The sequence below is a fragment of the Methylobacterium sp. Gmos1 genome (genome assembly GCF_053764715.1).
The window spans coordinates 192,550-218,226 of the sequence record NZ_JBSNCC010000010.1; the positions used below are offsets into that span (position 1 = coordinate 192,550).

The 25,677-nt window shown below is 72.7% G+C and carries 23 protein-coding genes; 10 read left to right on the forward strand and 13 right to left on the reverse strand.

Features of this window, described 5'->3' with window-relative positions; genetic code table 11:
* Nucleotides 1-17: 17 nt before the first annotated feature.
* Nucleotides 18-2,492, forward strand: coding sequence for a response regulator (locus ACS5PV_RS19880; protein ID WP_455397066.1), 2,475 nt, complete (start codon nucleotides 18-20; stop codon nucleotides 2,490-2,492).
* Nucleotides 2,493-2,643: 151 nt separating this feature from the next.
* The gene (gene bcsS, locus ACS5PV_RS19885) at nucleotides 2,644-3,426 is read left to right on the forward strand and encodes a cellulose biosynthesis protein BcsS (RefSeq protein ID WP_455397100.1); all 783 of its coding nucleotides are present in this window, start codon (nucleotides 2,644-2,646) and stop codon (nucleotides 3,424-3,426) included.
* A 182-nt stretch (nucleotides 3,427-3,608) separates the two neighbouring features.
* On the opposite strand, the gene ACS5PV_RS19890 is transcribed toward bcsS, so the two are convergent.
* Nucleotides 3,609-5,780 (reverse strand): malate synthase G, encoded by a 2,172-nt coding sequence (locus ACS5PV_RS19890; RefSeq protein ID WP_455397067.1) that lies wholly within the window; start codon nucleotides 5,778-5,780, stop codon nucleotides 3,609-3,611.
* 293 nt (nucleotides 5,781-6,073) lie between these two features.
* Here ACS5PV_RS19890 and ACS5PV_RS19895 point away from each other — a divergent pair, with 293 nt between their 5' ends.
* Nucleotides 6,074-6,844, forward strand: a complete 771-nt coding sequence (locus tag ACS5PV_RS19895; protein WP_455397068.1) for a DUF2076 domain-containing protein — start codon at nucleotides 6,074-6,076, stop codon at nucleotides 6,842-6,844.
* A 91-nt stretch (nucleotides 6,845-6,935) separates the two neighbouring features.
* Here ACS5PV_RS19895 and ACS5PV_RS19900 read toward each other — a convergent pair whose 3' ends face one another.
* Complete coding sequence (locus ACS5PV_RS19900; protein WP_455397069.1) at nucleotides 6,936-7,898, reverse strand: L,D-transpeptidase family protein; 963 nt, start codon at nucleotides 7,896-7,898, stop codon at nucleotides 6,936-6,938.
* 258 nt (nucleotides 7,899-8,156) lie between these two features.
* Here ACS5PV_RS19900 and ACS5PV_RS19905 point away from each other — a divergent pair, with 258 nt between their 5' ends.
* On the forward strand, nucleotides 8,157-8,873 hold the full coding sequence (locus ACS5PV_RS19905; protein ID WP_455397070.1) for a chemotaxis protein: 717 nt from the start codon (nucleotides 8,157-8,159) through the stop codon (nucleotides 8,871-8,873).
* Nucleotides 8,874-8,937: 64 nt separating this feature from the next.
* On the opposite strand, the gene ACS5PV_RS19910 is transcribed toward ACS5PV_RS19905, so the two are convergent.
* Nucleotides 8,938-10,035 (reverse strand): glycosyltransferase family 61 protein, encoded by a 1,098-nt coding sequence (locus ACS5PV_RS19910; protein WP_455397071.1) that lies wholly within the window; start codon nucleotides 10,033-10,035, stop codon nucleotides 8,938-8,940.
* Between the two features lie 110 nt (nucleotides 10,036-10,145).
* On the opposite strand from ACS5PV_RS19910, the gene uvrC reads away from it, so the two are divergent.
* The 4 genes from uvrC (at nucleotide 10,146) to ACS5PV_RS19930 (ending at nucleotide 14,333) form a co-directional block, all read left to right on the forward strand.
* Nucleotides 10,146-12,197, forward strand: a complete 2,052-nt coding sequence (gene uvrC, locus ACS5PV_RS19915) for an excinuclease ABC subunit UvrC (RefSeq protein WP_455397072.1) — start codon at nucleotides 10,146-10,148, stop codon at nucleotides 12,195-12,197.
* Nucleotides 12,198-12,276: 79 nt separating this feature from the next.
* Nucleotides 12,277-12,876: a CDP-diacylglycerol--glycerol-3-phosphate 3-phosphatidyltransferase gene (gene pgsA, locus ACS5PV_RS19920; protein ID WP_455397073.1), complete on the forward strand. Its 600-nt coding sequence runs from the start codon at nucleotides 12,277-12,279 to the stop codon at nucleotides 12,874-12,876.
* Between the two features lie 8 nt (nucleotides 12,877-12,884).
* Complete coding sequence (gene moaD, locus ACS5PV_RS19925; protein WP_355292099.1) at nucleotides 12,885-13,136, forward strand: molybdopterin converting factor subunit 1; 252 nt, start codon at nucleotides 12,885-12,887, stop codon at nucleotides 13,134-13,136.
* Nucleotides 13,137-13,286: 150 nt separating this feature from the next.
* Nucleotides 13,287-14,333, forward strand: a complete 1,047-nt coding sequence (locus ACS5PV_RS19930) for a DUF3616 domain-containing protein (RefSeq protein WP_455397074.1) — start codon at nucleotides 13,287-13,289, stop codon at nucleotides 14,331-14,333.
* Nucleotides 14,334-14,339: 6 nt separating this feature from the next.
* Here the strand turns inward: ACS5PV_RS19930 and ACS5PV_RS19935 are convergent, their stop codons facing one another.
* From ACS5PV_RS19935 to ACS5PV_RS19955, 5 genes are all read right to left on the reverse strand, one after another.
* Nucleotides 14,340-15,248, reverse strand: coding sequence for a metal ABC transporter substrate-binding protein (locus ACS5PV_RS19935; protein ID WP_455397075.1), 909 nt, complete (start codon nucleotides 15,246-15,248; stop codon nucleotides 14,340-14,342).
* A 331-nt stretch (nucleotides 15,249-15,579) separates the two neighbouring features.
* Nucleotides 15,580-16,248 carry a methenyltetrahydrofolate cyclohydrolase gene (fchA, locus tag ACS5PV_RS19940; protein ID WP_455397076.1) on the reverse strand — a complete coding sequence of 223 codons (669 nt, stop codon included), beginning with the start codon at nucleotides 16,246-16,248 and terminating at the stop codon, nucleotides 15,580-15,582.
* A complete protein-coding gene (locus ACS5PV_RS19945) occupies nucleotides 16,248-17,108 on the reverse strand; it encodes an NADP-dependent methylenetetrahydromethanopterin/methylenetetrahydrofolate dehydrogenase (RefSeq protein WP_455397077.1) in 861 nt (286 codons plus the stop codon). The genes fchA and ACS5PV_RS19945 overlap by 1 nt, the downstream gene beginning before the upstream one ends.
* A 183-nt stretch (nucleotides 17,109-17,291) precedes the next feature.
* Nucleotides 17,292-18,230, reverse strand: coding sequence for a D-2-hydroxyacid dehydrogenase (locus tag ACS5PV_RS19950; RefSeq protein WP_455397078.1), 939 nt, complete (start codon nucleotides 18,228-18,230; stop codon nucleotides 17,292-17,294).
* Between the two features lie 374 nt (nucleotides 18,231-18,604).
* Nucleotides 18,605-19,795 (reverse strand): aminotransferase class V-fold PLP-dependent enzyme, encoded by a 1,191-nt coding sequence (locus ACS5PV_RS19955; protein ID WP_455397079.1) that lies wholly within the window; start codon nucleotides 19,793-19,795, stop codon nucleotides 18,605-18,607.
* 436 nt (nucleotides 19,796-20,231) lie between these two features.
* Here ACS5PV_RS19955 and ACS5PV_RS19960 point away from each other — a divergent pair, with 436 nt between their 5' ends.
* Together ACS5PV_RS19960 and ACS5PV_RS19965 are read left to right on the forward strand one after the other, a co-directional pair.
* Nucleotides 20,232-20,549, forward strand: coding sequence for a hypothetical protein (locus ACS5PV_RS19960; protein WP_455397080.1), 318 nt, complete (start codon nucleotides 20,232-20,234; stop codon nucleotides 20,547-20,549).
* A gap of 98 nt (nucleotides 20,550-20,647) precedes the next feature.
* Nucleotides 20,648-20,938, forward strand: a complete 291-nt coding sequence (locus ACS5PV_RS19965) for a hypothetical protein (protein ID WP_455397081.1) — start codon at nucleotides 20,648-20,650, stop codon at nucleotides 20,936-20,938.
* Nucleotides 20,939-20,971: 33 nt separating this feature from the next.
* On the opposite strand, the gene ACS5PV_RS19970 is transcribed toward ACS5PV_RS19965, so the two are convergent.
* The 5 genes from ACS5PV_RS19970 to ACS5PV_RS19990 form a co-directional block, all read right to left on the reverse strand.
* Complete coding sequence (locus ACS5PV_RS19970; RefSeq protein WP_455397082.1) at nucleotides 20,972-21,760, reverse strand: ATP12 family chaperone protein; 789 nt, start codon at nucleotides 21,758-21,760, stop codon at nucleotides 20,972-20,974.
* Between the two features lie 43 nt (nucleotides 21,761-21,803).
* A complete protein-coding gene (locus tag ACS5PV_RS19975) occupies nucleotides 21,804-22,466 on the reverse strand; it encodes an HAD-IA family hydrolase (RefSeq protein WP_455397083.1) in 663 nt (220 codons plus the stop codon).
* A 47-nt stretch (nucleotides 22,467-22,513) separates the two neighbouring features.
* On the reverse strand, nucleotides 22,514-22,936 hold the full coding sequence (locus ACS5PV_RS19980; protein ID WP_455397084.1) for a hypothetical protein: 423 nt from the start codon (nucleotides 22,934-22,936) through the stop codon (nucleotides 22,514-22,516).
* Between the two features lie 156 nt (nucleotides 22,937-23,092).
* On the reverse strand, nucleotides 23,093-24,445 hold the full coding sequence (locus tag ACS5PV_RS19985) for an RluA family pseudouridine synthase (RefSeq protein WP_455397101.1): 1,353 nt from the start codon (nucleotides 24,443-24,445) through the stop codon (nucleotides 23,093-23,095).
* Between the two features lie 313 nt (nucleotides 24,446-24,758).
* Nucleotides 24,759-25,607 carry a ParA family protein gene (locus ACS5PV_RS19990; RefSeq protein ID WP_455397085.1) on the reverse strand — a complete coding sequence of 283 codons (849 nt, stop codon included), beginning with the start codon at nucleotides 25,605-25,607 and terminating at the stop codon, nucleotides 24,759-24,761.
* Nucleotides 25,608-25,677: the final 70 nt, after the last annotated feature.

A 25,677-nucleotide genomic window follows, 5' to 3' on the forward strand; every position in this document is an offset into this window, starting at 1 on the left:
CGCCGTGGAACCCGTTCATGCTGGACTCGGTCCGGATCTCGCTCAAGGTGCTGAACGCGGCCCAGCTCGCCACGGTGGCGGCCGCGGCCTTCGGGCTGGCCTGGTTCGGCGGCGCCCTCTCCGGGGCCCCGTCCACGCCGGAGCGGCCGGCGCTCGCCCACACCCTCGTCCAGGCGGCCCGCGCCTACGCCGACGCCCTCGACGAGGAGCTGAGCGCTTCGATCAACGACGCCCGCAACGCCGCCCTGCTCCTGCGCCTCGACGATGCGACCCTGCCCGATTCCTGGCGCACGGGCCGGTTGCAGGACTGGCTCGCCCTCAATCCGCGCTATCGCGATGCCGCCCTGCTCTCCCCCGACGGGACCTTGCGCGCCGCCGGCGGGCCCGGCGGGACGCGGGTCGACCGCGCGCTCGCGCGCAACACCCAGGTCGCGGTGGCGGCGGGCCCCGCGGAGGCGCCCTTCGCGCTGACCCTGGCGCTCGGCCAGCCCGGCCGGTCGGACCGGGTCGTGCTGCGCGCGAGCCCGGCCTATTTCGAGGGCATCGGCGAGCGCGTCCGCCGGACGCTCGGCGCCGGCGACGCGATCCGCTTCGCGGTGGCGGGGGCGGACGGGCGGGCGCTCGTCGGTCCGTTGCCGGCTCCGGACGATCCCCGACCGCACGAGGCCGCGCCCACCCGCGGCAGCCGCGACATCGCGAGCCCCGGCTGGCTCGTCACCGCCTCGGCGCCGGCGATCCCGCTCACATCCGCCGGAGCGGACCCGCGCCTGATCGCCCTCGGCCTCGCCCTGGTGCTCGCCGCGGGCGGCCTCGGCTACGCCCTCGGCGGGCGGGTCTCGGCGCGCCTTCGCCGCCTCGCCGAGGAGGCCGGCACCGCCGACGAGACCGGCGGCGCGGCGCCGGCGTCGCGGGTGCGCGAGATCGCGGCGGTCGCCGGCACCGTCCGCGACCGGGCCCAGAGCCTCGACGCCCGCCTCGCCGGGGCCGGGACCGGCCTCGACCGGGTGCGCGGCCGCCTGCACACCTTCGAGGCGATGTCGGGCTGGACCTGCTGGGAGATCGATCCCGAGACCCGGCAGGTCGTGTGGTCGGATCCCGACGGCTCCGGCGCCCTGGCGGGAGCCGACCGCGTCGCGACGCTGGGCGACCTCGCCGCCCGGTTCGAGCCCGCCGACCGCCCCCTCCTCGACCTTGCCCTGAAAGCGGCCCTCGGAGCGGACGGGCCCCACGACGTGATCCTGCGCACGAGCGGGCCGGGGCCCGAATCCGGCCGCCGCCTGCTGGTGCGGCTGCTGCGCGGCCGCGACGCCGCCGGCCGGATCCGGGTCCACGCGCTGAGCCGGACGATCCGCGACGGCGAGCCCGCCGACAGCCCGGCCGGCGCCAACGAGCGGCGGCGCAACCTCGTGCTGCGCCGGGTCACCGACGGCATCGTCCACGACTTCAACGACGTGCTCACGGTGGTGCTGGCCAATCTCGGGGTGCTGCGGCGCCAGACCGGCCTCGATGCGCGCCAGGCGGCCCTGACCGACTCGGCGCTCGCCGGAGCCCAGCGCGGGGCGGCGCTGACCCGGCGCCTGCTCGGCCTGGTGCGCGGCGGCGACCTCGCCGGCGACGGCCCTCCGGCGGAGATCGGCGCCTGCGACCTCGCCGCGACGGTCGCGGCGTTCCTGCCCTTCCTCCAGGCCAACGTCCTGCGCGACGCGCCCCTCGTCACGCGCATCCCCGACGACCTCCCGAGGGCGGCCTGCGGCGAGCGGATGGTCGAGCTGGTGCTGCTCAACCTCGCCTTCCATGTCCGCGACCTCGGCCTGCACGGCTTCGCGGTCGGCGCGGCCGGGCACGCGGCCGATGCGACCCCGGTGCCCGGGATGCCGGAGGGCCCGGCTTTGCGCGTGCTGTTCGCGAGCGGGCGGCGCCCGGCGGGCGCCGCCGCGCGGCCGCACGGGCAGGCGCTCGACACCGTCGCGCGGCTCCTCGTCGCGAGCGGCGGCGGCTGGCGCGTCCTCAGCGACGGAACGGGCGAGGAGGCCTTCCTGGCCGAGGCCTGGCTGCGCGCGGAGGCGCGTCCCGCGGAGGCGCGGGCGCGGACGGCAGGTCCCGCCGCTCCGCCCCACGCCGCCATCGCCGGCCCGGGCCCGCAGCCCGTCTTGCGCATCCTGCTCGTCGAGAGCGACAGCCTCGTGCGCGCCAGCCTCGTCGAGGCCCTGGCCGAGCTCGGCCACGAGGTGGTCCAGGCGGCCTCCGGCGAGCACGCCCTGGGGCTGCTCGCCCACGACGCCGCCTTCGACGCGATGATCGCCGACCAGGCGATGCCGGTGATGACCGGCCTCCAGCTCGCCGCCACCGTGGTCGAGCGCCATCCCGGCATCCGCGTCGTCCTGGCGAGCCCGCACGGCCAGCTGCCCGCCGCGGCGCGCCGCTTCCTCCAGCTCGACAAGCCGTTCCGGCGCGAGGACCTCGCCGCCGTGCTGGCCGCCCGCGCCGCCTGATCGGCGCGGCGCGCGGTCGCTCTCTTGTCCGCTAGGTAAATTTTGCCGATCCGATCGTCGGATCAGGCACGCTAAATTTTAACCGTCTCCCCGCATAAACCAGTGCACAGTATCTCGGTATGTTGCGTAGGAGGCGGCGTTGATTGCCTCGATCAAATCTGGACTACTCCGCCGTGTCGCCGGCGCCGGCCTCGCCGCGCTCGCCGCGGCGGGCACGGCGCGGGCGGCGGACCTGCGGGCGCCGGGCACCGACGCCGACTGGTATACCGGCGCGCAGGCGCAAGCCGTCGACGACAGCTGGGCGGTCGCCGTCGACGGCTCGACCAGCGTCACCTCGAACAGCTCGGCCTTCGGCTCGGTCACCGTGACGGCGCCGCTCGCCGGCTCGCCGAGCCAGAGCGGCCCGCGGGTGCGGGTCGAGGCCATCGCCGGCACCTACTCTTATCCGGGTCAGGCCGTCGCCTCGCGGGTGACGGGCTACCAGCAGGAAGGCTCGGCGATGGCCGGCTACGAGTGGGTGTGGCGCGACGCGGCGCTCGCCGGCTTCATCGGCTTCAACGTGCGCAGCAACCAGCTCTCGATCCCCGATCCCGGCAACCCGGTGGTCGGCACCGGCATCGGCCTGCGCGTCGCCGCGAACTTCTACGCCAACCCCACCGACCGCACCATGGTGTCGGCCTACGGCTCGTACTCGACCAAGTTCAACGCCTATTATTCCCGCCTGCGCGTCGGCTACATGGTCGCCGACGGCGTCTATATCGGCCCCGAGGCGCTGTTTCTCGGCGACGACTTCTTCCGCCAGTACCGGATCGGCGCCCATCTCTCGGGCGTGAAGTTCGGGCCGGTGCAGATGTCGCTGGCGGCGGGCTTCGTGCAGGACCGGGTCCAGGGCTCGGGCTACTATTCGAGCATCGAGGCGCGGGCGAATTTCTAGGTCGCGGAGCCCGTTCGATCAGCCCCTCCGATCCTACGACCCTCCGGGTCGTTCCGGAGCCGCGAACGCGGAGGCCGGAATGACCGGGAAGGCGTGAAGACCGTCGAGCGTTTCGACGAAACGCCCGACTACTCCCAGGGACGAGAAAGGGCGCCCGGCGACCCGGGCGCCCCTCCCCGGCGTCAGGCCGGCGCGCCGCCGGCCTTGGCCTCGCGGCGCCGGGCGTGCAGCACGTACTCGGTGTAGCCGTTGGGCTGGACGCGGCCCTTGAACACCAGGTCGCAGGCGGCCTGGAAGGCGGGTCCGTCGAAGCCCGGGGCCATCGGCCGGTAGAGCGGGTCGCCGGCATTCTGGCGATCCACCACCTGCGCCATGCGCTTCATCGTCTCCATCACCTGGTCCTGCGACACCACGCCGTGGTGCAGCCAGTTGGCGATGTGCTGCGACGAGATCCGCAACGTCGCGCGGTCCTCCATCAGGGCCACGTCGTGGATGTCCGGCACCTTGGAGCAGCCGACGCCCTGGTCGATCCAGCGCACGACGTAGCCCAGGATGCTCTGGACGTTGTTGTCGATCTCCTGCTGCACGTCGTCGGGGGCGAAGTTCGAGCGGGCGAGCGGGATCTGCAGGATTTCGTCGAGGGCCTGGCGCGGCCGGCGCGCCAGCTCCTGCTGACGGGCCTTCACGTCGGTCTCGTGGTAGTGCAGCGCGTGCAGCGTCGCGGCGGTCGGCGAGGGCACCCAGGCGGTCGAGGCGCCGGCCTTCGGGTGGGCGCCCTTCTGGGCCAGCATGTCGGCCATCGCGTCGGGCGCCGCCCACATGCCCTTGCCGATCTGCGCCCGGCCGAGCAGCCCGCAGGCGAGGCCGACATCGACGTTGTTCGCCTCGTAGCCCTTGATCCAGGGCGTGCCCTTCATGTCGTTCTTGCGGATGACCGGGCCGGCCTCCATCGACGTGTGGATCTCGTCGCCGGTGCGGTCGAGGAAGCCGGTATTGATGAACACCACCCGCTCGGCCGCCGCCTTGATGCAGGCGGCGAGGTTGACGGTGGTGCGGCGCTCCTCGTCCATGATGCCCATCTTGAGGGTGTTGGGCTTGAGGCCCAGCATCGCCTCGACGCGCCCGAACAGCTCGACCGCGAAGGCGACCTCCTCGGGCCCGTGCATCTTCGGCTTGACGATGTAGACCGAGCCGCGGCGGCTGTTGCGGATGCCTGACGTGCTCTTGAGGTCGTGGATCGCGATCAGGGCCGTGACGGCGGCGTCGAGGATGCCCTCCGGCACCTCGGCACCGGATGCGTCGAGGACGGCGTCGGTGAACATGTGGTGGCCGACGTTGCGCACCAGCATCAGCGAGCGGCCGGGCACGCTGACCTCGCCCTGGCCGTCGGGGGCGGTGTAGACCCGGTCGGGGTTGAGCTTGCGCTCGAAGCGGCGGCCGTCCTTCTCGACCGGGGCCGAGAGGGTGCCGTTCATCAGGCCGAGCCAGTTGCGGTAGACCACGACCTTGTCGTCGGCATCGACCGCCGCGACCGAATCCTCGAGGTCCATGATCGTCGAGACCGCGGACTCGACCAGCACGTCGGCGACGCCAGCGGGGTCGGTGCGGCCGATCGGGTGGTCGCGGTCGACCGCGATCTCGACGTGCAGGCCGTTGTGGCGCAGGAGCAGGGCGGTGGGCGCCTCGGCCGAGCCGCGATAGCCCGCGAAGGCCTCGGGCCGGGCAAGGGCGAGCGCGCCGTCCTTGGTCTTCGCGACGAGGCTGCCCGCCTCGACCGAGAAGCCGGTCGCGTCGGCGTAGCGTCCGCCGGCGAGCGGCAGGGCGGCGTCGAGGAACTCGCGGGCGCGAGCCACGACCTTGTCGCCGCGGGCGCGGTTGTAGCCCTTGCCGCGAGTGGCGCCGCCCTCCTCCGACACCGCATCGGTGCCGTAGAGCGCGTCGTAGAGCGAGCCCCAGCGGGCATTGGCGGCGTTGAGCGCGTAGCGGGCGTTCGAGGTCGGCACGACGAGCTGCGGGCCGGCGATGGCGGCGATCTCGTCGTCGACGTCGCCGGTATGCACCTGCACCGGGCCGGGATCGGGCAGGAGATAGCCGATCTCGGTGAGGAAGGCCTTGTAGGCCGCCTCGTCCACCGGCCGGCCCGCCCGCTCGCGGTGCCAGGCGTCGATCTTCGCCTGGATGGCGTCGCGGGTCTCGAGCAGGGCGCGGTTGCAGGGGCTCAAGTCGCGCACGATGGCCGACAGGCCGCTCCAGAACGCCTCCGGGGTGATCCCGGTCCCCGGCAGGGCTTCCTCGACCACGAAATCGTGCAGCACCGCGGCCACCGACACGCCACCGACCGTCTTGCGATCCATTCGACTTTCCTCCCGCGGGCATCCGCACGTGCCGCGTCTTCGCGCTCCCCTTACCAGGGGATGCGGGCGCCAGAAAGCGGGCGTGCGGGCGCGGACCCGGGCGGCGGGCCTTAGGGCGCCGCCTCGCACCGGCGGGCATCCCGGGATGAGACGACCTGTCGAAAACGTAATGTCCTGTGGGATCGAAAATGCCCCGCTCGGGCGTTTCCTCCCCGTGACAAATGCCGGCCCCCTGCCCATCTCGTGGGCGCCGGGCCGGGCCCGCCCGCCGGCAACCGAAGGAGTACGGCTCCATGAACAGCGAAGAACGCGACGTCATCAACGGCATATTCCAGCGACTGGAGCAGGCCGCGCAGCAGCCCCGCGATGCCGACGCGGAGCGCTTCATCGCCGACAAGATCCGCGCCCAGCCCTACGCCCCCTACGCCATGGCACAGCTCGTCTACGTGCAGGAGGAGGCGATCAAGAGCCTCAACCAGCAGCTCGAGCAGGCCCGGGCCGAGGCCCAGCGCGGCGGCCAGGCTGCGGGCCAGGGCTCCGGCGGCGGAGGCGGCTTCTTCTCCAGCATCTTCGGCGGCGGGTCGCGGCCCGAGCCGCAGCAGCCGCCGCAGCGTGGCGGCGCCTGGGGCAACCAGGGCGGCGGCTACGGCCAGCCGCAGCAGCCCGGCTATGGCGGTCCGCAGCAGGGCTATCCCCCGCAGCAGCCCGGCTACGCCCCGCAGCAGGGCGGTCCCTGGGGCGGGCAAGCCGCGCCGCAGCAGCGCGGCGGCGGCTTCCTCGCCACGGCGCTGCCGATGGCCGCGGGCGCGGCCGGCGGCATGCTCCTCGGCAGCGCGCTCAGCAACGCCTTCGCGGGCGGCCACTCCTCGCTCGGCAGCATGGCGGGCCTCGGCGGCGCCGGTGCGGCGGGTGCGGGCGGCGAGACCGTGATCGAGAACAACTACTTCGGCGACCAGGGCGGCAGCCAGGATTTCGGCGCTCCCCTCGGCGGCGACGATGCCGGCTTCCAGGACGCCTCCTTCGACGGCGACATGGGCGACAGCGGCAGCGACGACTGGGTCTGATCGGCCGTTACGCTGAATTGAAGGGCCCCGCCGCGGCGACGCGGCGGGGCCTTTTTCGCGTCAGATCTCGGGCCTTCAGATCACCTGGTCTTCAGATCACCTGCACGCGGGCGCCGACAGGGACGCGCTCGTAGAGATCCGTCACGTCCTCGTTCATCATCCGGATGCAGCCCGACGAGACCGACTGGCCAATCGTGTGGGGCTCGTTGGTGCCGTGGATGCGGTAGAGCGACGAGCCGAGATAGAGCGCGCGGGCCCCGAGCGGGTTGGCGGGTCCGCCGGCCATGTGGCGCGGCAGGTCGGGGCGGCGGCGCAGCATCTCGGGCGGCGGCGTCCAGTCCGGCCATTCGCGCTTGGCGCTGACCGTCTTCATGCCCGACCAGGTGAAGCCCGGCCGCCCGACGCCGATGCCGTAGCGCAGGGCCCGGCCCCCGGGCTGGACCAGGTAGAGGAAGCGCGACGGCGTATCGATCACCACGGTGCCGGGCCGCTGGCCGCCGTCATAGGCGACCTCCTGGCGCTGGAAGCGCGGATCCATCGCCCGGCCGATCCCCTCCTCCCGGGCCTCCGGCAGCGCCACCGGGGCCGGGCGGCCGCGGGGCGTCTCGAACGGGTCGGGGGCGTAGGCCTGGGACGCTTGAGGCTGGGCGTAGACCGGAGGCGGGACGTAGGCCTGCGGCGCGTAGGCTTGGCGGGGATAGGCTTGGCGGGGATAGTCCCGGCGGGGATAGTCCTGCGACGGCACCGGATCGCCGGAATGCAGCGCCGTCCCGGGCGCGACCGGCGCGTAGCCGACCTGGGCGCCCGAGGTGCCGGCGGCGGCGTAGCTGGCCTGCCGGTAGCCGCGGCCCGGAAGGATCGTGCCGTCCGGCGCGACCGGGGCCGGGCGCAGCGGACGGGCCGCGGCGGCCGGGTCCTGCCCGGTCATCAGGAACTCGATGAAGCCGCCGCCATAGGGGCCCGGCGCGCCCTGCGCCAGGGCCGCAGGCGTTTCGAGACCCGCTCCGAGACCGGCCGCGATCGCCCCGGCCAGCACCATCCCGCGCACCACCATCGCACCCGTCCCCGAAAACCCCTGCCGCAGCCCGGCGATGGCGGCAGGAGAGCAGGGCCCCCGGGACCGGGCGGTGAAGGAACGTGGTGAGCGTTTCGCTAAATCCTTGCGGCGAATCATTAATTCGGCCGCATCGTGAATCCTTCGTCACTGCCGGGGCAGGCCCCGGCAGGCATTCAGCAATTCGCAATCAATCTTGGAGAAATTGGCCCACGTGGGCCGTGCGATACGGCCGCGGTTGCAGGCTCTCTCGGACCCATGAAGAACAAGCGCTTCCGCATCGAGGACAGTCTCGGCGTTGCCTCCGCTCCTGTCGAGGCGGCGGCGCCGTCGTCCTCGCCCAACGACGACCGGATCGCCGAGATCCTGGCGAAGGTCAACGAGCTCAAGCGTCTGACCGAGACCACCACCGGCGACGTGATCGACGCCTGCCGGCGGGAGATGAACGAGATCTACGGCATGCGGGCCGAGCTCGACGTGATGAAGGCCGCGATCGGCCGGACCAAGCACGAGATCGCGGTGCTGCACCGGCAGGATTTCGACGGCAAGGGCGTGCGCCGGGCCGCCGGCGAGCTGGACGCCGTGGTCGATGCCACCGAACGGGCCACCACCACCATCCTGGCCGCCGTCGAGGACATCGAGACCCACGCCTCGGTGCTGCGCTCGACCGGCGGGCTGAAGGACCAGTCCGACGTCGACGCGATCCTCGACCGCACCGTGGTGCTCTACGAGGCCTGCAACTTCCAGGACCTGACGGGCCAGCGCATCAGCAAGATCGTCAGCGTGCTGAAGTTCGTCGAGGACCACATCGACCGGATGATCGAGGCCTGGGGCGGGCTCGACGCCTTCAAGGACCTGATCGGCGAGCGCGCCGGGGTCAGCATCGACGACGAGAGCAGCCTCCTCAACGGGCCGAAGCTCGACGAGGATCCGGGCCACGTCGACCAGAACGACATCGACGCGCTGTTCGACTGACGGCGGTGAGTGCGGCGCCGAGGCGCCGACCATGACCCGGAGGGTGTCGGCATCGGCGCGCGGGCTACCCGCGCCCCCGCCCGGCCATCCTCCCGAGCCGCGACCAGGCCGCCGACAGCACGCCCCGCCCCGGCTCGGGCGCGGCCGCCATCCTGGCCATCCGCCGCAGCAGCCCGTCCGCGGCGGCGCGAGGATCGCTGAGGACCTGCTGGCTGCCGAAGGCGCCCGGCTCCGCCTCCGCCGTGCCGGGCTGGTGGAGATAGGCCACGGCGTTGCCGCACAGGGCATCGGCGAGCAGGAAGGTCGGGTTGATCGCCGGGCCGGGGCTCAGCGCCACCACCCGCCGGCCGGGCGGCGCGAACAACGCGGTGTGGAGCGCCGAGCCCAGCGAACCCGCGACCACCCGCCGGCGAGCGAAGAGCCGGACCTGCTCGGAGAAGCTCATCGTCTCCGGGTGCAGGATCTCGACGCCCTCCCGCGCCAGGATCTCCGTCACCGCCTCCTCGTTGGCGAAGCGGCGCACGCCGCCCGACAGCCGCGTCTTGGCGAGGTAGGCCGGGCGCGCGTCGGCATCGACCTCGTCCGGGGCGTAGCAGCCGGCCCCGATCTCCCGGCACAGGTCGCGAAACACCGTGTGGGCGAAACCCTCCTCCTGGAAGGCCGGGGCCGGGACGATCGCGCGGCGCAGGCGCATCGGCGCCTCGAAGGCGTGGATGTCGCGCACCTCCAGGCCGAGCCGCGCCAGGATGTCGACGGCGAAGCGGTAGGGCTGCCACAGGCTCTCGTGGGCCGGGGCGTAGCACAGGATCGGCGCCACGGGCCGGCCCCGCAGCAGCGGCCAGAACCGCGGCAGGGTGGTGACCACGAAATGCCCGTAATGCAGGTGGGCGCCGCCGAGGAACAGGTAGGCCTCCTCCGGGGCGAGGGGTACGTCCGCCGGCAGGTCCAGCGGCCAGTCGGTGCGCTGCCAGGATGGCGTGGTGCCGGGCCCGCGGTAATCGACGCTCTCGGGGATGAAGCGGCGCGCGGCGTCGAACAGGGCCGAGGGCTGGCCCCGCGCCTCGCTGTGCGGCAGGTAGAGGACGTCCTCGACGATCCGCACCGCCGGCAGGTCGGGCCGGAGGGGCGGGATCCGGGGCGTCCGGCAGGCGCGGAGCGTCATGCGGGGCGGGGCGTCACGATGTGATCCTTCGCGGATGCGTTCGTCAGGGAGGCCTTTTAGCGCCCAGGCGCGGTCTTTCCAGCGGGGGTCAGGCCGCCTACATCGCCCTGATGAGCCGACAGCCTGGGAACGACGTGCCGCCCGACGCCCTCGACACGATCGAGGACGACGACGAGGCGGTGGACGCCCTCGACACCGCCCCCGAGATCGACTTCGACCTCGATGCAGGTGCGGGCGCGATCCAGGCCGGCACGGCCGTGATCCGCCGGTTCTGGACCACCCTGCCGACCTCGCCCGGCGTCTACCGGATGTTCGACGCCAAGGGCGACGTGCTCTACGTCGGCAAGGCCAAGAACCTGAAGAACCGGGTCGGGTCCTACGCCCGCGGCCAGGCGCACACCAACCGCATCGCCCGGATGATCGCCGAGACGGCCTCGATGGAGTTCGTCACCACGGCGACCGAGACCGAGGCGCTGCTGCTCGAGGCCAACCTCATCAAGCAGCTGAAGCCCCGCTTCAACGTGCTGATGCGGGACGACAAGTCCCTGCCCTACATTCTGCTCACCGCCGATTCCGACGCGCCCCAGCTCGTCAAGCATCGCGGGGCGCGGCGGCGGGCCGGGCATTATTACGGCCCCTTCGCGAGCGTCTGGGCGGTCAACCGCACGGTCAACGCGCTCCAGCGCGCGTTCCTCCTGCGCTCCTGCTCCGACAGCTACTTCGAGAACCGCACGCGGCCCTGCCTGCTCTACCAGATCAAGCGGTGCTCGGGCCCCTGCACCAACGAGATCTCGGTCGAGGACTATGCCGGGCTCGCGGCGGAGGCGCGGGGTTTTCTCTCGGGCAAGTCCAACGCCGTGAAGGAGCGCATGGCCGCCGAGATGCAGGCCGCGTCGGACGCCTGGGAGTTCGAGAAGGCGGCGCGCTACCGCGACCGCATCGCCGCGCTCGCCGCCATCCAGGGCGTGCAGGGCGTGAACACGCAGGGCATCGAGGAGGCGGACGTCTTCGCCCTCGACGAGCAGGCCGGCCAGTTCTGCATCGAGGTGTTCTTCTTCCGCAACTGGCAGAACTGGGGCAACCGGGCCTACTTCCCGAAGGCCGACCGCAGCATGAGCCCGGCCGAGGTGCTGGCCTCGTTCCTGGCCCAGTTCTACGACGACAAGCCGGCGCCGCGCCTCGTGCTCACCTCGCACGAGATCGAGGACGCGGAGCTGCTCGCCGCCGCGCTCTCGACGCGGGCCGAGAACCGGGTCGAGATCCACGCGCCCAAGCGCGCCGAGCGGAAGAACCTCGTCGACTACGCCGCCCGCAACGCCCGCGAGGCCCTGGCCCGGCGCCTCGCCGACACCGCCTCGCAGGGCAAGCTGCTCGCCGCCCTCGGCACGTCGTTCGGGCTGAGCGTCGCGCCGCGCCGGATCGAGGTCTACGACAACTCGCACATCATGGGCACGAACGCGGTCGGCGCGATGATCGTCGCGGGGCCGACGGGCTTCATGAAGACCCATTACCGCACCTTCACCATCAAGTCGGAGGAGGTGAAGCCCGGCGACGATTACGGCATGATGCGGGAGGTGCTCCAGCGCCGCTTCGCGCGCCTCGTCAAGGAGCACCCGCGCACCAGGGCCGAGGCCGCGATCGCCGCCGCCGAGGGCGGGCCGACGGAGCCGGAGCCCGCGCCGGACCCGGCCGACGCCGAGGCGTTTCCGGCCTGGCCGGATCTCGTGCTGATCGACGGCGGCCGCGGCCAGCTCGAGGCGGCCCGCAAGGCCCTCGACGAGGTCGGGGTGACCGACGTGCCCCTCGTCGGCATCGCCAAGGGGCGAGACCGGGATGCGGGCCGCGAGACCTTCTTCGTCCCCGGCCAGGCGCCGTTCCGGCTGCCGCCGCGGGACCCGACGCTCTATTTCGTCCAGCGCCTGCGCGACGAGGCCCACCGCTTCGCCATCGGGGCGCACCGGGCCAAGCGCAAGCGCGAGATGGTGAAGAACCCCCTCGACGAGATCCCGGGGGTCGGCCCGACCCGCAAGCGCGCGCTCCTGCATCATTTCGGGACGGTGAAGGCGATCGAGCGCGCGGCGCTGGAGGACCTCGCCAAGGCGCCCGGCGTGAACGCCGCCACCGCCCGGGCGATCTACGACTTCTTTCATGCCGATGCGTGACGAATCGCCGATGCGTGACGCTGAGTCCGGTCCGAGTTCTGTTGACGCCCCCTCCTCCCGCGTGGTTTCACCGACGGCGATGAACGTGGTCGTACCCCGGCGCCGCTCGACGGCCCTGAACCTCGCGAACCTCCTGACCTACGGCCGCCTGGTCGCGGTTCCGGTGGTGGTGGCGCTGCTGTTCTGGCCGCAGGACGAGACCGCGCGCTGGATCGCCGTCGCGGTCTTCGTCGCCGCCGCGATCACCGACTACCTCGATGGCTACGTCGCCCGCACCTACGCCCAGAGCTCGGCGCTCGGGCGCATGCTCGACCCGATCGCCGACAAGCTGCTCGTCGCCGCGAGCCTCCTGATGCTCTGCGCCGACGGGACGATCCGCAGCTGGTCGCTGTGGGCGGCGATCGTGATCCTGTGCCGCGAGATCCTGGTCTCGGGACTTCGCGAGTACCTGGCCGAGCTGAAGGTCGGCGTGCCGGTGAGCCGGGTCGCCAAGTGGAAGACCGCGGTGCAACTCGTCGCGCTCGGCGTGCTGATCGCGGGTCCGGCCGGCGAGCGGGTGCTGCCGGGCAACGGCACGCTGGGCCTCGTCCTGCTCTGGCTCGCCGCGGCGCTGACGCTCTACACCGGCTACGACTACATGCGCTCCGGCATCCGCCACGTCATCGACGACGAGAGATGAGCCGCCCGATGAAGCTCGTCTACTTCGCCTGGGTCCGCGAGCGGATCGGCCGTCCGGAGGAAACCCTCGACCTGCCGCCCGACGTGGCGACGGTCGCCGACCTCGTCGCCTGGCTGAGAAGCCGGGGCGAGGAATACGCCTACGCCTTCGAGACCGACGGCGTCGTCCGCGCCGCCGTCGACCGCGTCCATGCCAAGCCCGGGACGGCGCTCGCAGGCGCGAGCGAGGTGGCGTTCTTCCCGCCGATGACCGGGGGGTGAGGCGGCATTCCCGAGTGATCCGTCTCTTCCAGTTTCAACTTAGCCCACCCGCGGCCTCATCCTGAGGTGCCCCGCCGATCGAAGACCGGTTGGGCACCTCAGGATGAGGCCGCGGGTGGGATCTCGAAGATTGTCCGTCGGAGTCTCCCGATGCCCCGCCCCCTGCCGCTCCTCGCGCTCGTGGTCTCGTCCCTCGCCGCCTCGGCCGCCTCGGCCGAGCCGGTGAAGGTCGGGCCGCTCCTGGAGCATCGCGGGATGTGCGAGGCCTCGGGCGCGGTGCCGTATCCGCGCGGCAGCGTCGGTGACCGGTTCCTGGTGGTCGACGACGAATCGACCGTGATGATGCTCTACCGGGCCGGCGCGAGCGGCGACGCGCTGCCGCTCGGCGGCGCCGATCTGGGTCCGCAACTCGGCCTCACCCCCGAGGACCGCAAGGCCGACCTCGAATCCGCGACCTGGCTCGGCTCCGACCTCTACGTGCTCGGCTCGCACAGCCGCCGGCGCGGCGGCAAGCAGAGCCCCGGCCGCGGCCGCCTCGCCGTCGTCACGGTGACGGACCAGGGCGGGACGCCAGCCCTCGCCCCGAAGGGGCGCGCGGTGAAGGGTCTGCCGCAGGCCTTCGCCGCCCTGTCGCCGCTGTTCGCGGCGCGGATCGGCCTCGACGTGCCGGCGCGGGATGACCTCGACCCGAAGCGCAAGGGCTTCAACATCGAGGGCATGGCGCCGCGGCCGGACGGCACGTCGCTCTGGCTCGGCCTGCGCAATCCCCTCGACACCGACGCCAACGCCCTGCTGGTCCCCCTGGAGAACCCGGCGGAGGCGGTGGCCGGCGCCGCCCCGCGCCTCGGCGCCCCGGTCGCCCTCGACCTCAAGGGCCGCGGCATCCGCGACATCGCCTACGCGCCGCAGGCCAGGGCCTACTTCATCCTCGCGGGCGGGGCCGGCGGCGGGGGCGAGCCGTTCGACCTCTACCGCTGGTCGGGCGATCCGGCGGACCGACCCGTGCGGGTCGAGGGCGCCGCCGCGGCCTTCGCGCCGATTCCCGACTTCCAGCCCGAGGCCCTCCTGGTCAGCCCGGCCGGCGACCGGGTCCAGGTGCTGAGCGACGACGGCGAGGCGCTGGGCTCCGACGGCAAGCCGTGCGAGGAGTCGCGGGACGGCAAGCGCTTCCGGAGCCTGACGCTCGACCTGCGTTAGGAGGCCTCAGCTCGCCAGAGCCGCCGCGAATTCCCGCACGTTGTGGCGCATCATGTCGAGGTAGGTCGGCGCGGGACCGCCGGGCTCGGACAGGGCATCGGAGAAGACCCGCCCGCCCGCCTTGGCGCCGCTCTCGCGGGCGATCTGCTGCATCAACCGCGGATCGGAGATGTTCTCGAGGAAGACCGCCGGGATTCGGTCGCGGCGGACCTGGCGCACGATCGCCGCGACGTCGCGGGCGGTGGCCTCGCTCTGGCTCGATACGCCCTGGGGCGCGAGGAAGCGCAACCCGTAGGCCTTGGCGAAGTACCCGAAGGCGTCGTGGGTGGTGACGATGCGCCGGCGCGCCTCCGGGATGCCGCCGATCGCCTTGCGCACCTCGGCATCGAGGGCGTCGAGCCGCGCCAGGTAGGCCGTCGCGTTGGCCTCATAGGCCGCCCGGCCCTCGGGATCGACGCTCGCCAGCCCGTCGCGGATATTGGCGACGTAGGTCCTGGCATTGGCGACGTTCTGCCAGGCATGGGGGTCGGCGGCGTGCGAGTGCCCTTGATCCGGACCGTGGCCGTCGTCCTCCTCGATCGGGACGATGCCGCTGGCGGCGACGACGACCTTGGCCCTGGTGCCGGAGGCCTTGATCAGCCGGTCGATCCAGCCCTCGAAGCCGAGGCCGTTCACCACCACGAGCCGCGCTGCCGCCACCGCCTGGGCGTCGGCCGGGGCCGGCACGAAGCTGTGGGCGTCGCCGTTCGGCCCGACGAGGGTGGTCACGGCGACGCGCGATCCCCCGACCTGCCGCACGAGATCGCCGAGGATCGAGAAGGTCGCCACCACGCGAACCGGCGCCTCGGCCCGCGCCGGAACGATCCAGGCCAGGCTCAAGGCCAGCAGCAGCGTCCCGATTCCCAGCCTGCCCATCACACCAATCCCTCGCTCGGCGACGCGCCTCACCTAGGCCGGCACGAGGAAGATTGCAACAATGTTACATGCCCGGTGGTGCGAGAGTCGGCCGCAGCGTTAACCTGGAGCGAGGACAGGGCAGCGAGACGCGTCCACGGTCGCGGCCGTCACGCCGTTCCTGCCGCTCCCGCTCGAACGGTGTCACGGGCGGACCGGACCATCACGCGCGAGCGGGATGCCCCGGCCCGCCGCTCTCGCCGATCATGGGCGCGAGGAAACCCTCGGCGCCCGGCCGACGAGCTCGGCGCTTTGCGGCCGGCGCCCAGCGATCGGCCGGGCGCTCCGACCGTCAGGTCAGCTTCGCCTTCACCAGGCCGTAGACACGCTCGGTCAGGGCGTCGGCCCCGTCGAGCGCGCGGGCGAGATCGGCGAGGCGGCTCTCCGCGAAGGTCCGGTCCTCGATCGCCTTGGCGTTCACGTAGACGTTGAGGGCGGCGCTGCGCAGGCCCGCCTGGGCGGCCAGCACCGCGACGCCCGCGTCGCTGACGACGTTGAGGTTGCCGCGCTCGGCGATGCCCTCGCACATGTCGATCACCGCCCGGCAGGCCTTGGCGCAGGCGAGCGGCACGTCGGTGGCGAGCCGCAACGCGTCCTGGATCGCGGCGGCGCGCGCCGCCTTGTCCTCGTCGCTCGCCTTCGGCAGCCCGTAGGCGCCCATCACGGCGTTGAAGGCGCTCACGTCCTCGGCGATCATGCCGGTGAGCCGTGCGCGGAGCGCCTCGGCGCGCTCGCGGGTCGCGATCATCTCGGCCTCGACCTCGGCGTACTTCTTCTTGCCGATAGTGAGGTTGCAGACCATCGAGACCAGGGCGGCCCCCATGCCGCCGGAGATCGCCGCCGCGCCGCCGCCGCCGGGGGTCGGGCGCTCGCTCGCCAGCGCGTCGAGGAAGCCCGGGATCGTGTCCTCCGAATGAAGATCCTGGGAGTGAAGATTTTGGGAGTGAAGATTTTGGGTCATCAAGCCATCTCTTTCGCGAGCGCGTAGATCTCTTCCGCGTCGAGGACCGCTTCGGTGCTCTCGAACAGCCTGGCGACGCAGGCGCGGTGCAGCTTGAGCTTCAGGCCGCCGATGCCGAGCGCGCCGAACACGGTCTTGCCGTGGCGCTCCTTGCCCTTGTCCGTCGCCTCGATCCCGCCGAAGCCGAGGGGCGGCTGGGCGTTGTAGTCGGCGATGAAGGCGAGATCCTTGGCGGATTGCCACTGCGCCTCGGAGACGAGCTCGAGCCCGATGGCGCCGGCCGAGAACGCCACGTCGGCCGCGGCGACCGCGGCCCCGCGGGATTCGGCGTCCGGGGTCTCGATCGGCCGGATCGCGACCTTGAAGCGGGTCTCGATGGCCTTTGCCGCCTCCTCCGCCTTGGCGAGCTGGCGTCCGGCGAGGGTCACGCTCGCGCCCTCGCGGGCGAGCAAAGCCGCCGAGCGCATGCCGACCGGGCCGGTGCCGGCGAGCACCACCGCGCGCTTGCCCTGGAGCGAGCCCGCCGCCTTGGCGACGAGCGCCACGCCTGCCGCCGCGGTGGTGTTCGAGCCGTTCGAGTCGAGCATGCACGAGACCCGGAACGGGCCGAAGAAGCGCTTGCGCACCGCCCGGAACACCGCCTCGCCGGCCGCCATGCTGCCGCCGCCGACGAAGATCGCGGTCGATTTCTTGTCCGAGCCGCCGCGGGTGTAGATCGTGCCGTCGACGAGCGCCCCCACGTTGTCGGGCGTCACGTTGGGGTAGCCGGTGATGATGTCGGCGCCGCCGTCGTAGCCCACCACCGTGTCGAACACGCTGGGCATCGGGTCGGTGTCGAACTGGAACAGGAGTTTCTTCATCGTCGTCCTCTCCGCCGCGGGCGCGCCGCCGGCGCGGGGTATCCATCGGGTGCGAGAGCGGGTTAGAGCATTTTCCGACGAAGTGGGTACCGGTTCGTCGAAGAAAATGCGGCAAAAATCAAAGATCTAGAGCGCTTCGCGATTGCAACGCGATCGTGAGGCGCCCTAGCGCTCCCGCCCGCCCTACTCCACCACGTTCTGCGGCCGGCCGGCCACGAAGGCCTCGATGGTGTCGACGAGCTGGTCGGCGAGGATCTGCATCCCCTCCCGGCTCGCCCAGGCGACGTGGGGGGTGATGATGAGGTTCGGCAGGTCGAGGGCGAGGAGCGGGTTGTCGTCCCGCGGCGGCTCGCTCGTCAGCACGTCGAAGCCGGCGCCGCCGATCGTGCCGGCGGTCAGGGCCTCGGCGAGCGCCGCCTCGTCGACGAGGCCGCCGCGCGCGGTGTTGATCAGGATCGCGTCGCGCTTCATCCGCGCCAGCTCGTCCCAGCCGATCATGTTGCGGGTGTCGGGCGTCAGCGGCGCGTGGAGCGTGATGACGTCGCTCTCGCGCAGGATCGTATCGAGATCGACGAGGCCCGCTTGAGGCATCACGTCATAGGCGATCACCCGCATGCCGAGGGCTTCGGCCCGCTGGCCGATCGACCGGCCGAGCGCCCCGTAGCCGACGATGCCGAGCGTCGAGCCGGCGACGTCCCGGATCGGGTAGTCGAAGTAGCAGAAGTGCCGCGCCTTGGCCCAATCGCCGCGCCAGACCGAGTTGGCGTAAGGCACGATCGCGCGCCGCAACGCGAAGATCAGCCCGATCACGTGCTCCGGCACGGTGTTGAAGGCGTAGTTGCGGACGTTGACCACCGTGATGCCGCGCGCCTTGGCGGCCGCCTTGTCGATCACGTCGGTGCCGGTCGCCGCGACCGCGATCAGCTTCAGGTCGGGCAGCCGCGACAGGGTCTCCTCCCGCATCGGCACCTTGTTGAGGATGGCAATGTCGGCGCCTTCGAGCCGCGCCACGATCTCCTCCGGCGCCGTTACGGGATGCTCGACGTAGTCGTGCGGGAAGCTCGGGCGCCGCAGGTCGGCATCCAGGGTCTCGCGGTCGAGGAAGACGATGCGGTGGGACATGTCGGTCTCCGGCGCCCCGGTGCGGCGGGGCCTGGCGCGGCAGAATGGCATGGTCGGTGGGGTGTGGCAGCGGGTCTTGAGGGTAAGAGCGCGGGATCTCTCCCGCGTGGCAGGGAAAGCCGGGAAAATACAGGGCGCGAGTCCCCCCTCTCCCGTGTGGGAGAGGGGCCGTGGGGATCGAAGATCCCGCGTGAGGGTGGCTCGGCTTCAGGATCAAGCACTGAAGGCCGAGCGGCGCAGCTCAACGGTTCAGCCTTCTTGCGGCACCGTCTCCACCCTCACCCCTACCCCTCTCCCACTCGGGGGAGGGGGTCCCGCGCCCTCGATTTCGAGGAGGGCCCGGCGGCCGCCCGCGGGGAGAGGAAGCTTGCGCCTCACTCCACCACCCGCGTCTCGCGAAAATGCTCCTGCGCCGCCGCGACGCCGCTGCCGGGCTCGATGCGGATGCCGGCATCCCGCATCGCCATCTCCGCTCCAGAGAGAGCGCCGAGCAGCATCAGCTCGTTGAGGTCGCCGAGATGGCCGATGCGGAACAGCTTGCCGGCCACCTGCGACAGGCCGGCCCCGAGGGAGAGGTTGTACCGGCGATAGGCGAGATCGATGACCTCGGCCGCGTCGGCCCCATCCGGCACCATCACGGCGCTCACCGTGTCGGAATGCCACTTCGGTTCCCTCGCGCAGAGGCTCAGCCCCCAGGCCCGCACAGCCGCACGGACACCGTCGGCGAGGCGCCGGTGGCGGGAGAAGACCTGCTCCAGTCCCTCCTCCTCCAGGCAGCGCAGGGCCTCGCGCAGGCCGTAGAGCAGCGGCAGCGGCGGGGTGTAGGGGAAGTAGCCGGCGGCGTTGGCCTTCTGCTGGTCGGCGAACGCGAAATAGGAGCGGCGGCACTCGGCGGTCTTTGCGGCCTCGAGCGCCCGCCTGCTGGCGCAGACGATACCGAGGCCGGCCGGCAGCATCAGGCCCTTCTGCGATCCGGTGATGGCGCAGTCGACGCCCCACTCGTCGGCCCGGAAGTCGATGCTGCCGATCGACGACACGCCGTCGACGTAGAGCATCGCCGGGTGGCCGGCCGCGTCGATCGCCCGGCGCACCGCGCCGATGTCGGAGGTGACGCCGGTGGCGGTCTCGTTGTGGACCACCAGCACCGCCTTGATCCAGTGCTCGCGGTCGGCCCGCAGGGCCTCCTCGATCCGCGCCGGGTCGGCGCCGGTGCCCCATTCCTCGTCCAGGATCGCGACGTCGAGGCCGACCCGCCGGGCGAGGTCGGTCCACAGGGTGCTGAACTGGCCGAAGCGCGGCGCCAGCACCCGGTCGCCCGGCGAGAGCGTGTTGGTGAGCGCGGCTTCCCAGGCGCCGGTGCCGCTCGAGGGAAACAGGAAGACCTGGCCGTCGCAGGACTTGAAGATCTTCCTCGCTTCCTCGAACAGCGGCAGGACCAGCTCGGGGAAGACGGGCGAGCGGTGGTCCTCCATCGGCACGATCATCGCGCGCCGGACCCGCTCCGGCACGTTGGTCGGGCCCGGCACGAAGAGGAAGTTGCGTCCCGGGCGTCTCGATCCAGCCATGGTGTCTCCTCCGGCCCTGCGGCCTGACCCGTCCGGGCTCGGGCCCGTCCGGTGTCGTGAGTGCGGGACGCGCCGCCGGCCATCTCGTGTCGGATCGCTCGGGTCTCGTCGACGCGGGCGCGGCGAGCCGGGAAGACGAGGCGGCGTCTCGCCGCTCCCGATCGCCGTGTCGGACGAGACTATGCGGAACCCAGGGCGGCAAGGAAAACTGAAAAAACCGAGCCCCACCTTCAAAAATTTGAAACACCGCCGGCAAGCTCGGCCGAAAGGGGTAGGCACCTGCGCCTTCCGCCGCACGGCCTAATCTAGGCTTCGCCGTATCGGCAGTATTGCCCAGAAAAGCCGCAAACCTTATCGAATGTGATCAGCGGTTCCGATCACGGCGGATATGCATCGGCCAACGATGCAACGGCTCGGACCCGGGGGGAGACTGACGATGACCGTGACCAGCGTGGGCTCAGGGTTCACACGCGCGCGGCCGCGCACGGTGCGGCGCTGGCCGACCTACAACCTGTTTCGCCGGCGCGCGGAGCCGGACTTGGTCTGCGCGGTGCCGAACGACTTCCCGGTGCCGGCCTTCGTCACCGGCGAGGCCTGGACCTTCGTGGGCTGCATCGACGCCCCGTCCGCGGCCCCGCCCGGCTTCCTCGCCGAGGTGGCGGAGCGGGGCGCCGAGACCTGCGGCTTCCACCTGTTCCACCAGCTGTCGGCCATCGCGGCGGTACCCGAGCCCGACTGGCGCGCCGTCGGCTGAGCCATTCTTTCGCGTCGTCGAGAACCGCGGCCGGGGTTCGCGCATTGTCTTGTCAAGAATTGGCTTGGCAGGATCTGCCCCGCACCGGAGACCTCGAGATGCTTCTCAAGACCATCATCGCGGCCGGCCTCGTTCTGGCCGGCTCCGCCGCCGCCCGCGCCGAGGGCACCAGCCTCGACCAGGCCGGGATCCCGGCCCTCGACGTGCCGGGCTTCTCGGAGAGCGTGCCGGCCGGCATGCCGCTCTTCGCCGCCCTGCCCCGCATGGCGCCGGGCGCCGAGGTGGACGTGCGCAGCATCGACACCAGCGGCCTCGTGGCCTTCGGCCCGTCGGTGCCGCAGATGATCGACCCCAATGCCGACATCGCCACCGGCACGCTGAAGAAGTAAGGATGGAAGGCCGGGGCGCTTCGCCCCGGTCCCTCAGGCGCTGAGCGCCGCCACCCGCGCCGCGGCCTCGAACTCCGCCCGGCGCTTGGCGAGACGCTCCTCGGCCTCCGCATCCCGCCCCCAGACCTCGGCCTGGAACGTCTCGTCGACATGGGCGGCGCTCCACCCCTCCTGCGGCGTCAGGCGGCCGTGGAGGACGGCGAGCGCGATCAGCAGCGAGCCGGTGAGCGTCGTCAAGGAGTGCAGGCCGGCGAGCGCGGTCGGGGTTTCGACGGCCTCGATGGCGCAACGCAGGGCTGCGACCGATTCCGCCGGCTGGGTGACGTGCATCACCCCCTCGCTGAGGATGAACCGCGCCCCCAGCGCTTGCCGCGCCCAGTCGAGAACCGGGTCCCAGGCCGCCGCTTGCGCCGCCACGAGGCGAGCCGGGTCGCCGGCGCGATAGACGATCAGGTCGGTACCCGCATAGGCCGAGAGATCGTCGATCACCGCATCGCGCCGCTCGGCGACCCCGTCGAGGGCCGAGTTGACGAGACGGGTGAGCGGCATCCGCGCCGGGTCGATGAACTCCTCCTGCGCCCCCCACTCCTCGGCGAGCGCCGCGGCAAGCGCCGCCTGCGGCACTGCGAGGCGGCGGCGGGCAGGGGTGTGGGCCGGGCGGCCGTCGAGGACGAGGCGGTAGCCGTCCTCGGCCTCGGCGACGCCGGCCTCGGTGTAGAAACGCTTCGGCAGCGCGGGCTTGGCCGATTGGCGGGCGGCACGGACCGGATCGGGCGTCGCCTCCGGATCCCCGAGCCAGTCACGGGTCACGTCGTTGGTCATGGGAGGAAGATAGGGCTCCGGGGCGGCGGTTGCGAGACGGGTCTCACGCCGCCGAGATCCGCCCGGACAAGGCGGCTTCGAGCTCGGAGACGCTGTCCATCACCGCGTGGGCCCCGGCGGCCTGCAGGGCGTCCGGCGTGTGGTAGCCCCAGGCGACCCCCAGCGCGGTGACCTCGGCGCCGCGCGCCATCACCATGTCGTAGGTCGAATCGCCGATCATGATCGTCTCGCCCGGCGCGGCGCCGGTCTCGGCCATCGCCTGTTCGAGCATCGCCGGATGCGGCTTCGAGGGAGCGTCGTCGGCGGTCTGCACGGTCGAGAACCAGCCCTCCCAGCCGTGGATCGCGAGGAGGTGGTCGACGCCGCGGCGCGACTTGCCGGTCGCGATGCCGAGCTGCACCGCCGGCTCGCGGTTGAGGCGCGCGAGCAGGGCGGCAATGCCGGGAAACAGCGTCTCGCGGATCTCGGCCTGCGCCCGCAGGCGGCCGAAGGCCTGCTTGTAGGCCTCCGACAGCGCCACCACCGGCCCGTCCGCGCCGACGAGCGCCGTGAAGGCCTGCGGCAGCGACAGCCCGACCACCGACAGCGAGCGCTCCCGCGTCGGCGCCGGCAGCCCGACCGCCGCGAAGGCCTCTCCTTGCGCCGCCACGATCATGTGCTGGCTGTCGACGAGGGTGCCGTCGACGTCGAAGACGATGAGGATCATGGGTGTTTCGGGCCGCCTCGCTGGCCGGGTGCGGCCCGGGCGGCCCGTCAGGGCTTGGCGCGGGCCGGCTGCTGGCCCGGCTGGATCCGCTCATAGCCCAGGCGGCAGCGGATCAGGAAGCGGCGTCGTGCGCCGCCCTTCAGGCTGCGCCGCTGCGAGGCGCGGTTGCAGGCGGCGTAGCTCGGGCGCCGCCGCCGGGGCGTCGCCGCGCGCTCGGGCGCCGCCGGCCGGGCAGCCGGGGCGTTGCCGTCCGCAGGCGCCGCGCGGCCGTCCGGCTGGCGTCCCTCGGTCCGGACCGGGGCGGGCTTGCCGTCCGGACGGGCGGCAGGTCCTGCCGGGGAGGTGACAGCCCCCGCCGGGGCGGCGCCCGGCGATGGCGCGGGAGTCGCCGCGGGCGTCTGGGCCGGCGCCGTCCCGGCGCAGGCGAGGAATCCGATCAGGCCGAGGCTGGCGAGCGCGGCGGGTCTCATCTGGCTTGTCTCACTCCCGGACGGGTCGCTTGAGCCCGCGCTGGTGCCGCGGCCGCGGCGGCCCGCCTTGAGAATAAGGCGCGCGGCCGTCCTGCCAAGGGCTCGGCCTCGGGGCCGGGCTCCGCGGGCCCGGCCTAGGCCGGACGGCCGGGAGCGTCACGCCTCCGGCGCCTCGACGATCGGATCGTAGCGGGCGGCGTCGAAGCCGAGCAGATTCCAGCTCTGCGCCATGTGCGGCGGCAGCGGAGCCGTCACGTCGATCGGCTTGGCGGTGCGGGGGTGCGGGATGACGATGCGGCGCGCCAGCAGGTGCAGGCGGTTCTGCAAGCCGCCGGGCAGCTCCCAGTTCTCGATGTCGAAGTATTTCGGGTCGCCGACCAGCGGGTGGCCGATATGGGCGGCATGCGCCCGCAGCTGGTGGGTGCGGCCGGTGACCGGCTTCAGCGACAGCCAGGCGAGCTTCTGCCCGGCCTGGTCGACCACCGCGTAGTAGGTCAGCGCGTGGCTCGCCCCCTCGTCCCCGTGCTTGGCCACCCGCATGCGAGCGTCGGCATCGCCGATCTCCTCCTTGGCGAGGTAGGTCGAGATCCGGCCCTGGCGCACCTTCGGCACGCCGGCGGCGAGCGCCCAGTAGATCTTGCGCGCCGCCCGCGACCGGAAGGTCTTGGCGAGCGTGGCCGCCGCGAGCCGGGTCTTGGCGATGATCAGGCAACCCGCCGTGTCCTTGTCGAGGCGGTGGACGAGGCGCGGCTTCTGGCCGTCCTTGTCGCGCATCGCCTCGAGCAGGCCGTCGACGTGGCGGGTGGTGCCCGAGCCGCCCTGGACCGCGAGCCCGAACGGCTTGTTGAGCACCATCATGTCCTGGTCCTCGTAGAGGATCAGGGAGCGCAGGAAGGCGAGGTCGCCCTCGGCGCGCGGCGAGTTCGGGGCCGGCGGGCGCGCCTCCAGGCTGAGCGGCGGCACGCGCACGCTGGCGCCGGGCTCGACCCGGTCGGCGGCCTTGGCGCGCTTGCCGTTCACGCGCAGCTCGCCCTTGCGCACCAGGCTCTGGATGCGGGTGAAGGGCAGTTGCGGGAAGCGGGCCGAGAGGAAGCGGTCGATCCGCATCCCGGCCTCGTCCGGCGTCACCTCCAGGGTCTGCACCCCGGTGGCCAGCGCCTCGGCGGTCGCCTCGCGTAGCGCCCGGCGGGTCGGAGGCTTGGCCTCTGCGGGAGCGCGGCGCGGCGCGTCGCCGGCCTCCCGGCGCTCGTCGTGCCCCTCTTGCCGGCTATCCTGCCTGTTCTCCTGCCGGCGCGGACGGGCCGGCGCGCGGCCCTCCTGCTCGGCGTTCCGCGCAGGCCGTCCGGCTGCCCGCTCCGCCGCGCCGGTGCGCGGCCGATCCGATTTCGGCCTGTCCGGCTTCGGCTCGCCCGATTTCGACCCGCCCGCCTTCGGCTTGCCCAGGTTCGGCTTGGAGGCCGGCACGCGGGCTTGCCCCTCGTCCCGGTCCCAGGGCGAGGCGTCGCTCATGTCGCGGCCGAAGGCGGGGCGCGCCGGAGCGGCCCCGGCAGGAGCGAACTTCGCAGGAGCGAATTTGCCAGGCGCAGACTTGCCAGGCGCGGCCCGGTTGGAGACCACCAGGCCGGCGGCGCGCTCGGCGGCGTCGCGGGCGGTGTTGCGCGGTCCGGTACGGGCCCGCGGCGGGCGGGCGGGTCCGCCCGGGCCGGTCCGCGACCGCCCGGAACCGCCGCGAGAAGGAGGCTTCGTCATGCGGCGGCTCGTAGCATCCGCGGACCTTCCCGTCACGCCCGGCGAATCACCTTGCCCGCGTCATCGCCAAAGGTCATCGCCACGAGATCCCGCGCGAAAACCCCTCCTGGCGTCCGCAGGGCGGGTCGGCGAAGGCAGCGGCGCAGTCGATGCCGAAGCGCTGCACCAGATCGTCGGCGAGCCCGGAAAAATCCTCCGCGGCCCGGGCCTGGGGGCGGTGGCGCCGCACCGGACGGCGCCGGGCGAAGGCCTCGCTCACCGCCACGTCGGTGCGCACGCCGCGCACCATCTGGCCCGGCCCGAAGGCGGTGCGCAGGCTCCCCAGCGTCTCGCGCTCGACGTTGGTGCGCAGGTCGATGCGCATCGGCGCGATGGCGAGGCCGAGCGGCGCGGCGCGGAAGCGCAGCATCGTGTCGTGGTAGGAGCGGGCGAACTGGCGCACGCCCTCGAGGCCGAGGGGGTCGAGGGTGGTGGGGACGACGACCCCGTCGCTCGCCATCAGGGCGCAGACCGTGAGCGCGGCCGCCGCCGGCGGCACGTCGATCAGCACGAGGTCGTGGACGTGGCGCAAGGGCGCGAGGGCGTCGGCGAGGCAGCGGATGTCGCTGGTGCCGAGCTGCCCGTCGAAGCCCCGGTCGGCCGGCACCACCGCGACGTTGTCCTCCTCGGTGGCCTGGACGGCGCCGTCGAGGCCGGCGTGCCGGTCGGGACCGGCCGGGCGGCGCAGCAGCGGCGCGTGGGCGGTCGGGAAGCCGAGCCGGGCCGTGACGCCGAGCCCCAGCCCCGCATGGCCCTGCGGGTCGAGATCGACCACGAGGACCCGGTAGCCCCGGGCCCCGAGCTCGGCCGCGAGGTTGACCGCCGAGGTGGTCTTGCCGGTGCCGCCCTTGCAGTTGGCGATGGAGAGGACCCGCGCCGTCATCGCACCCGTTCGTCCGGGAGGTTGTGTCTCATCCCGGCAGGCTGACTTAAGGGAGCGCAGGGCGTCAACG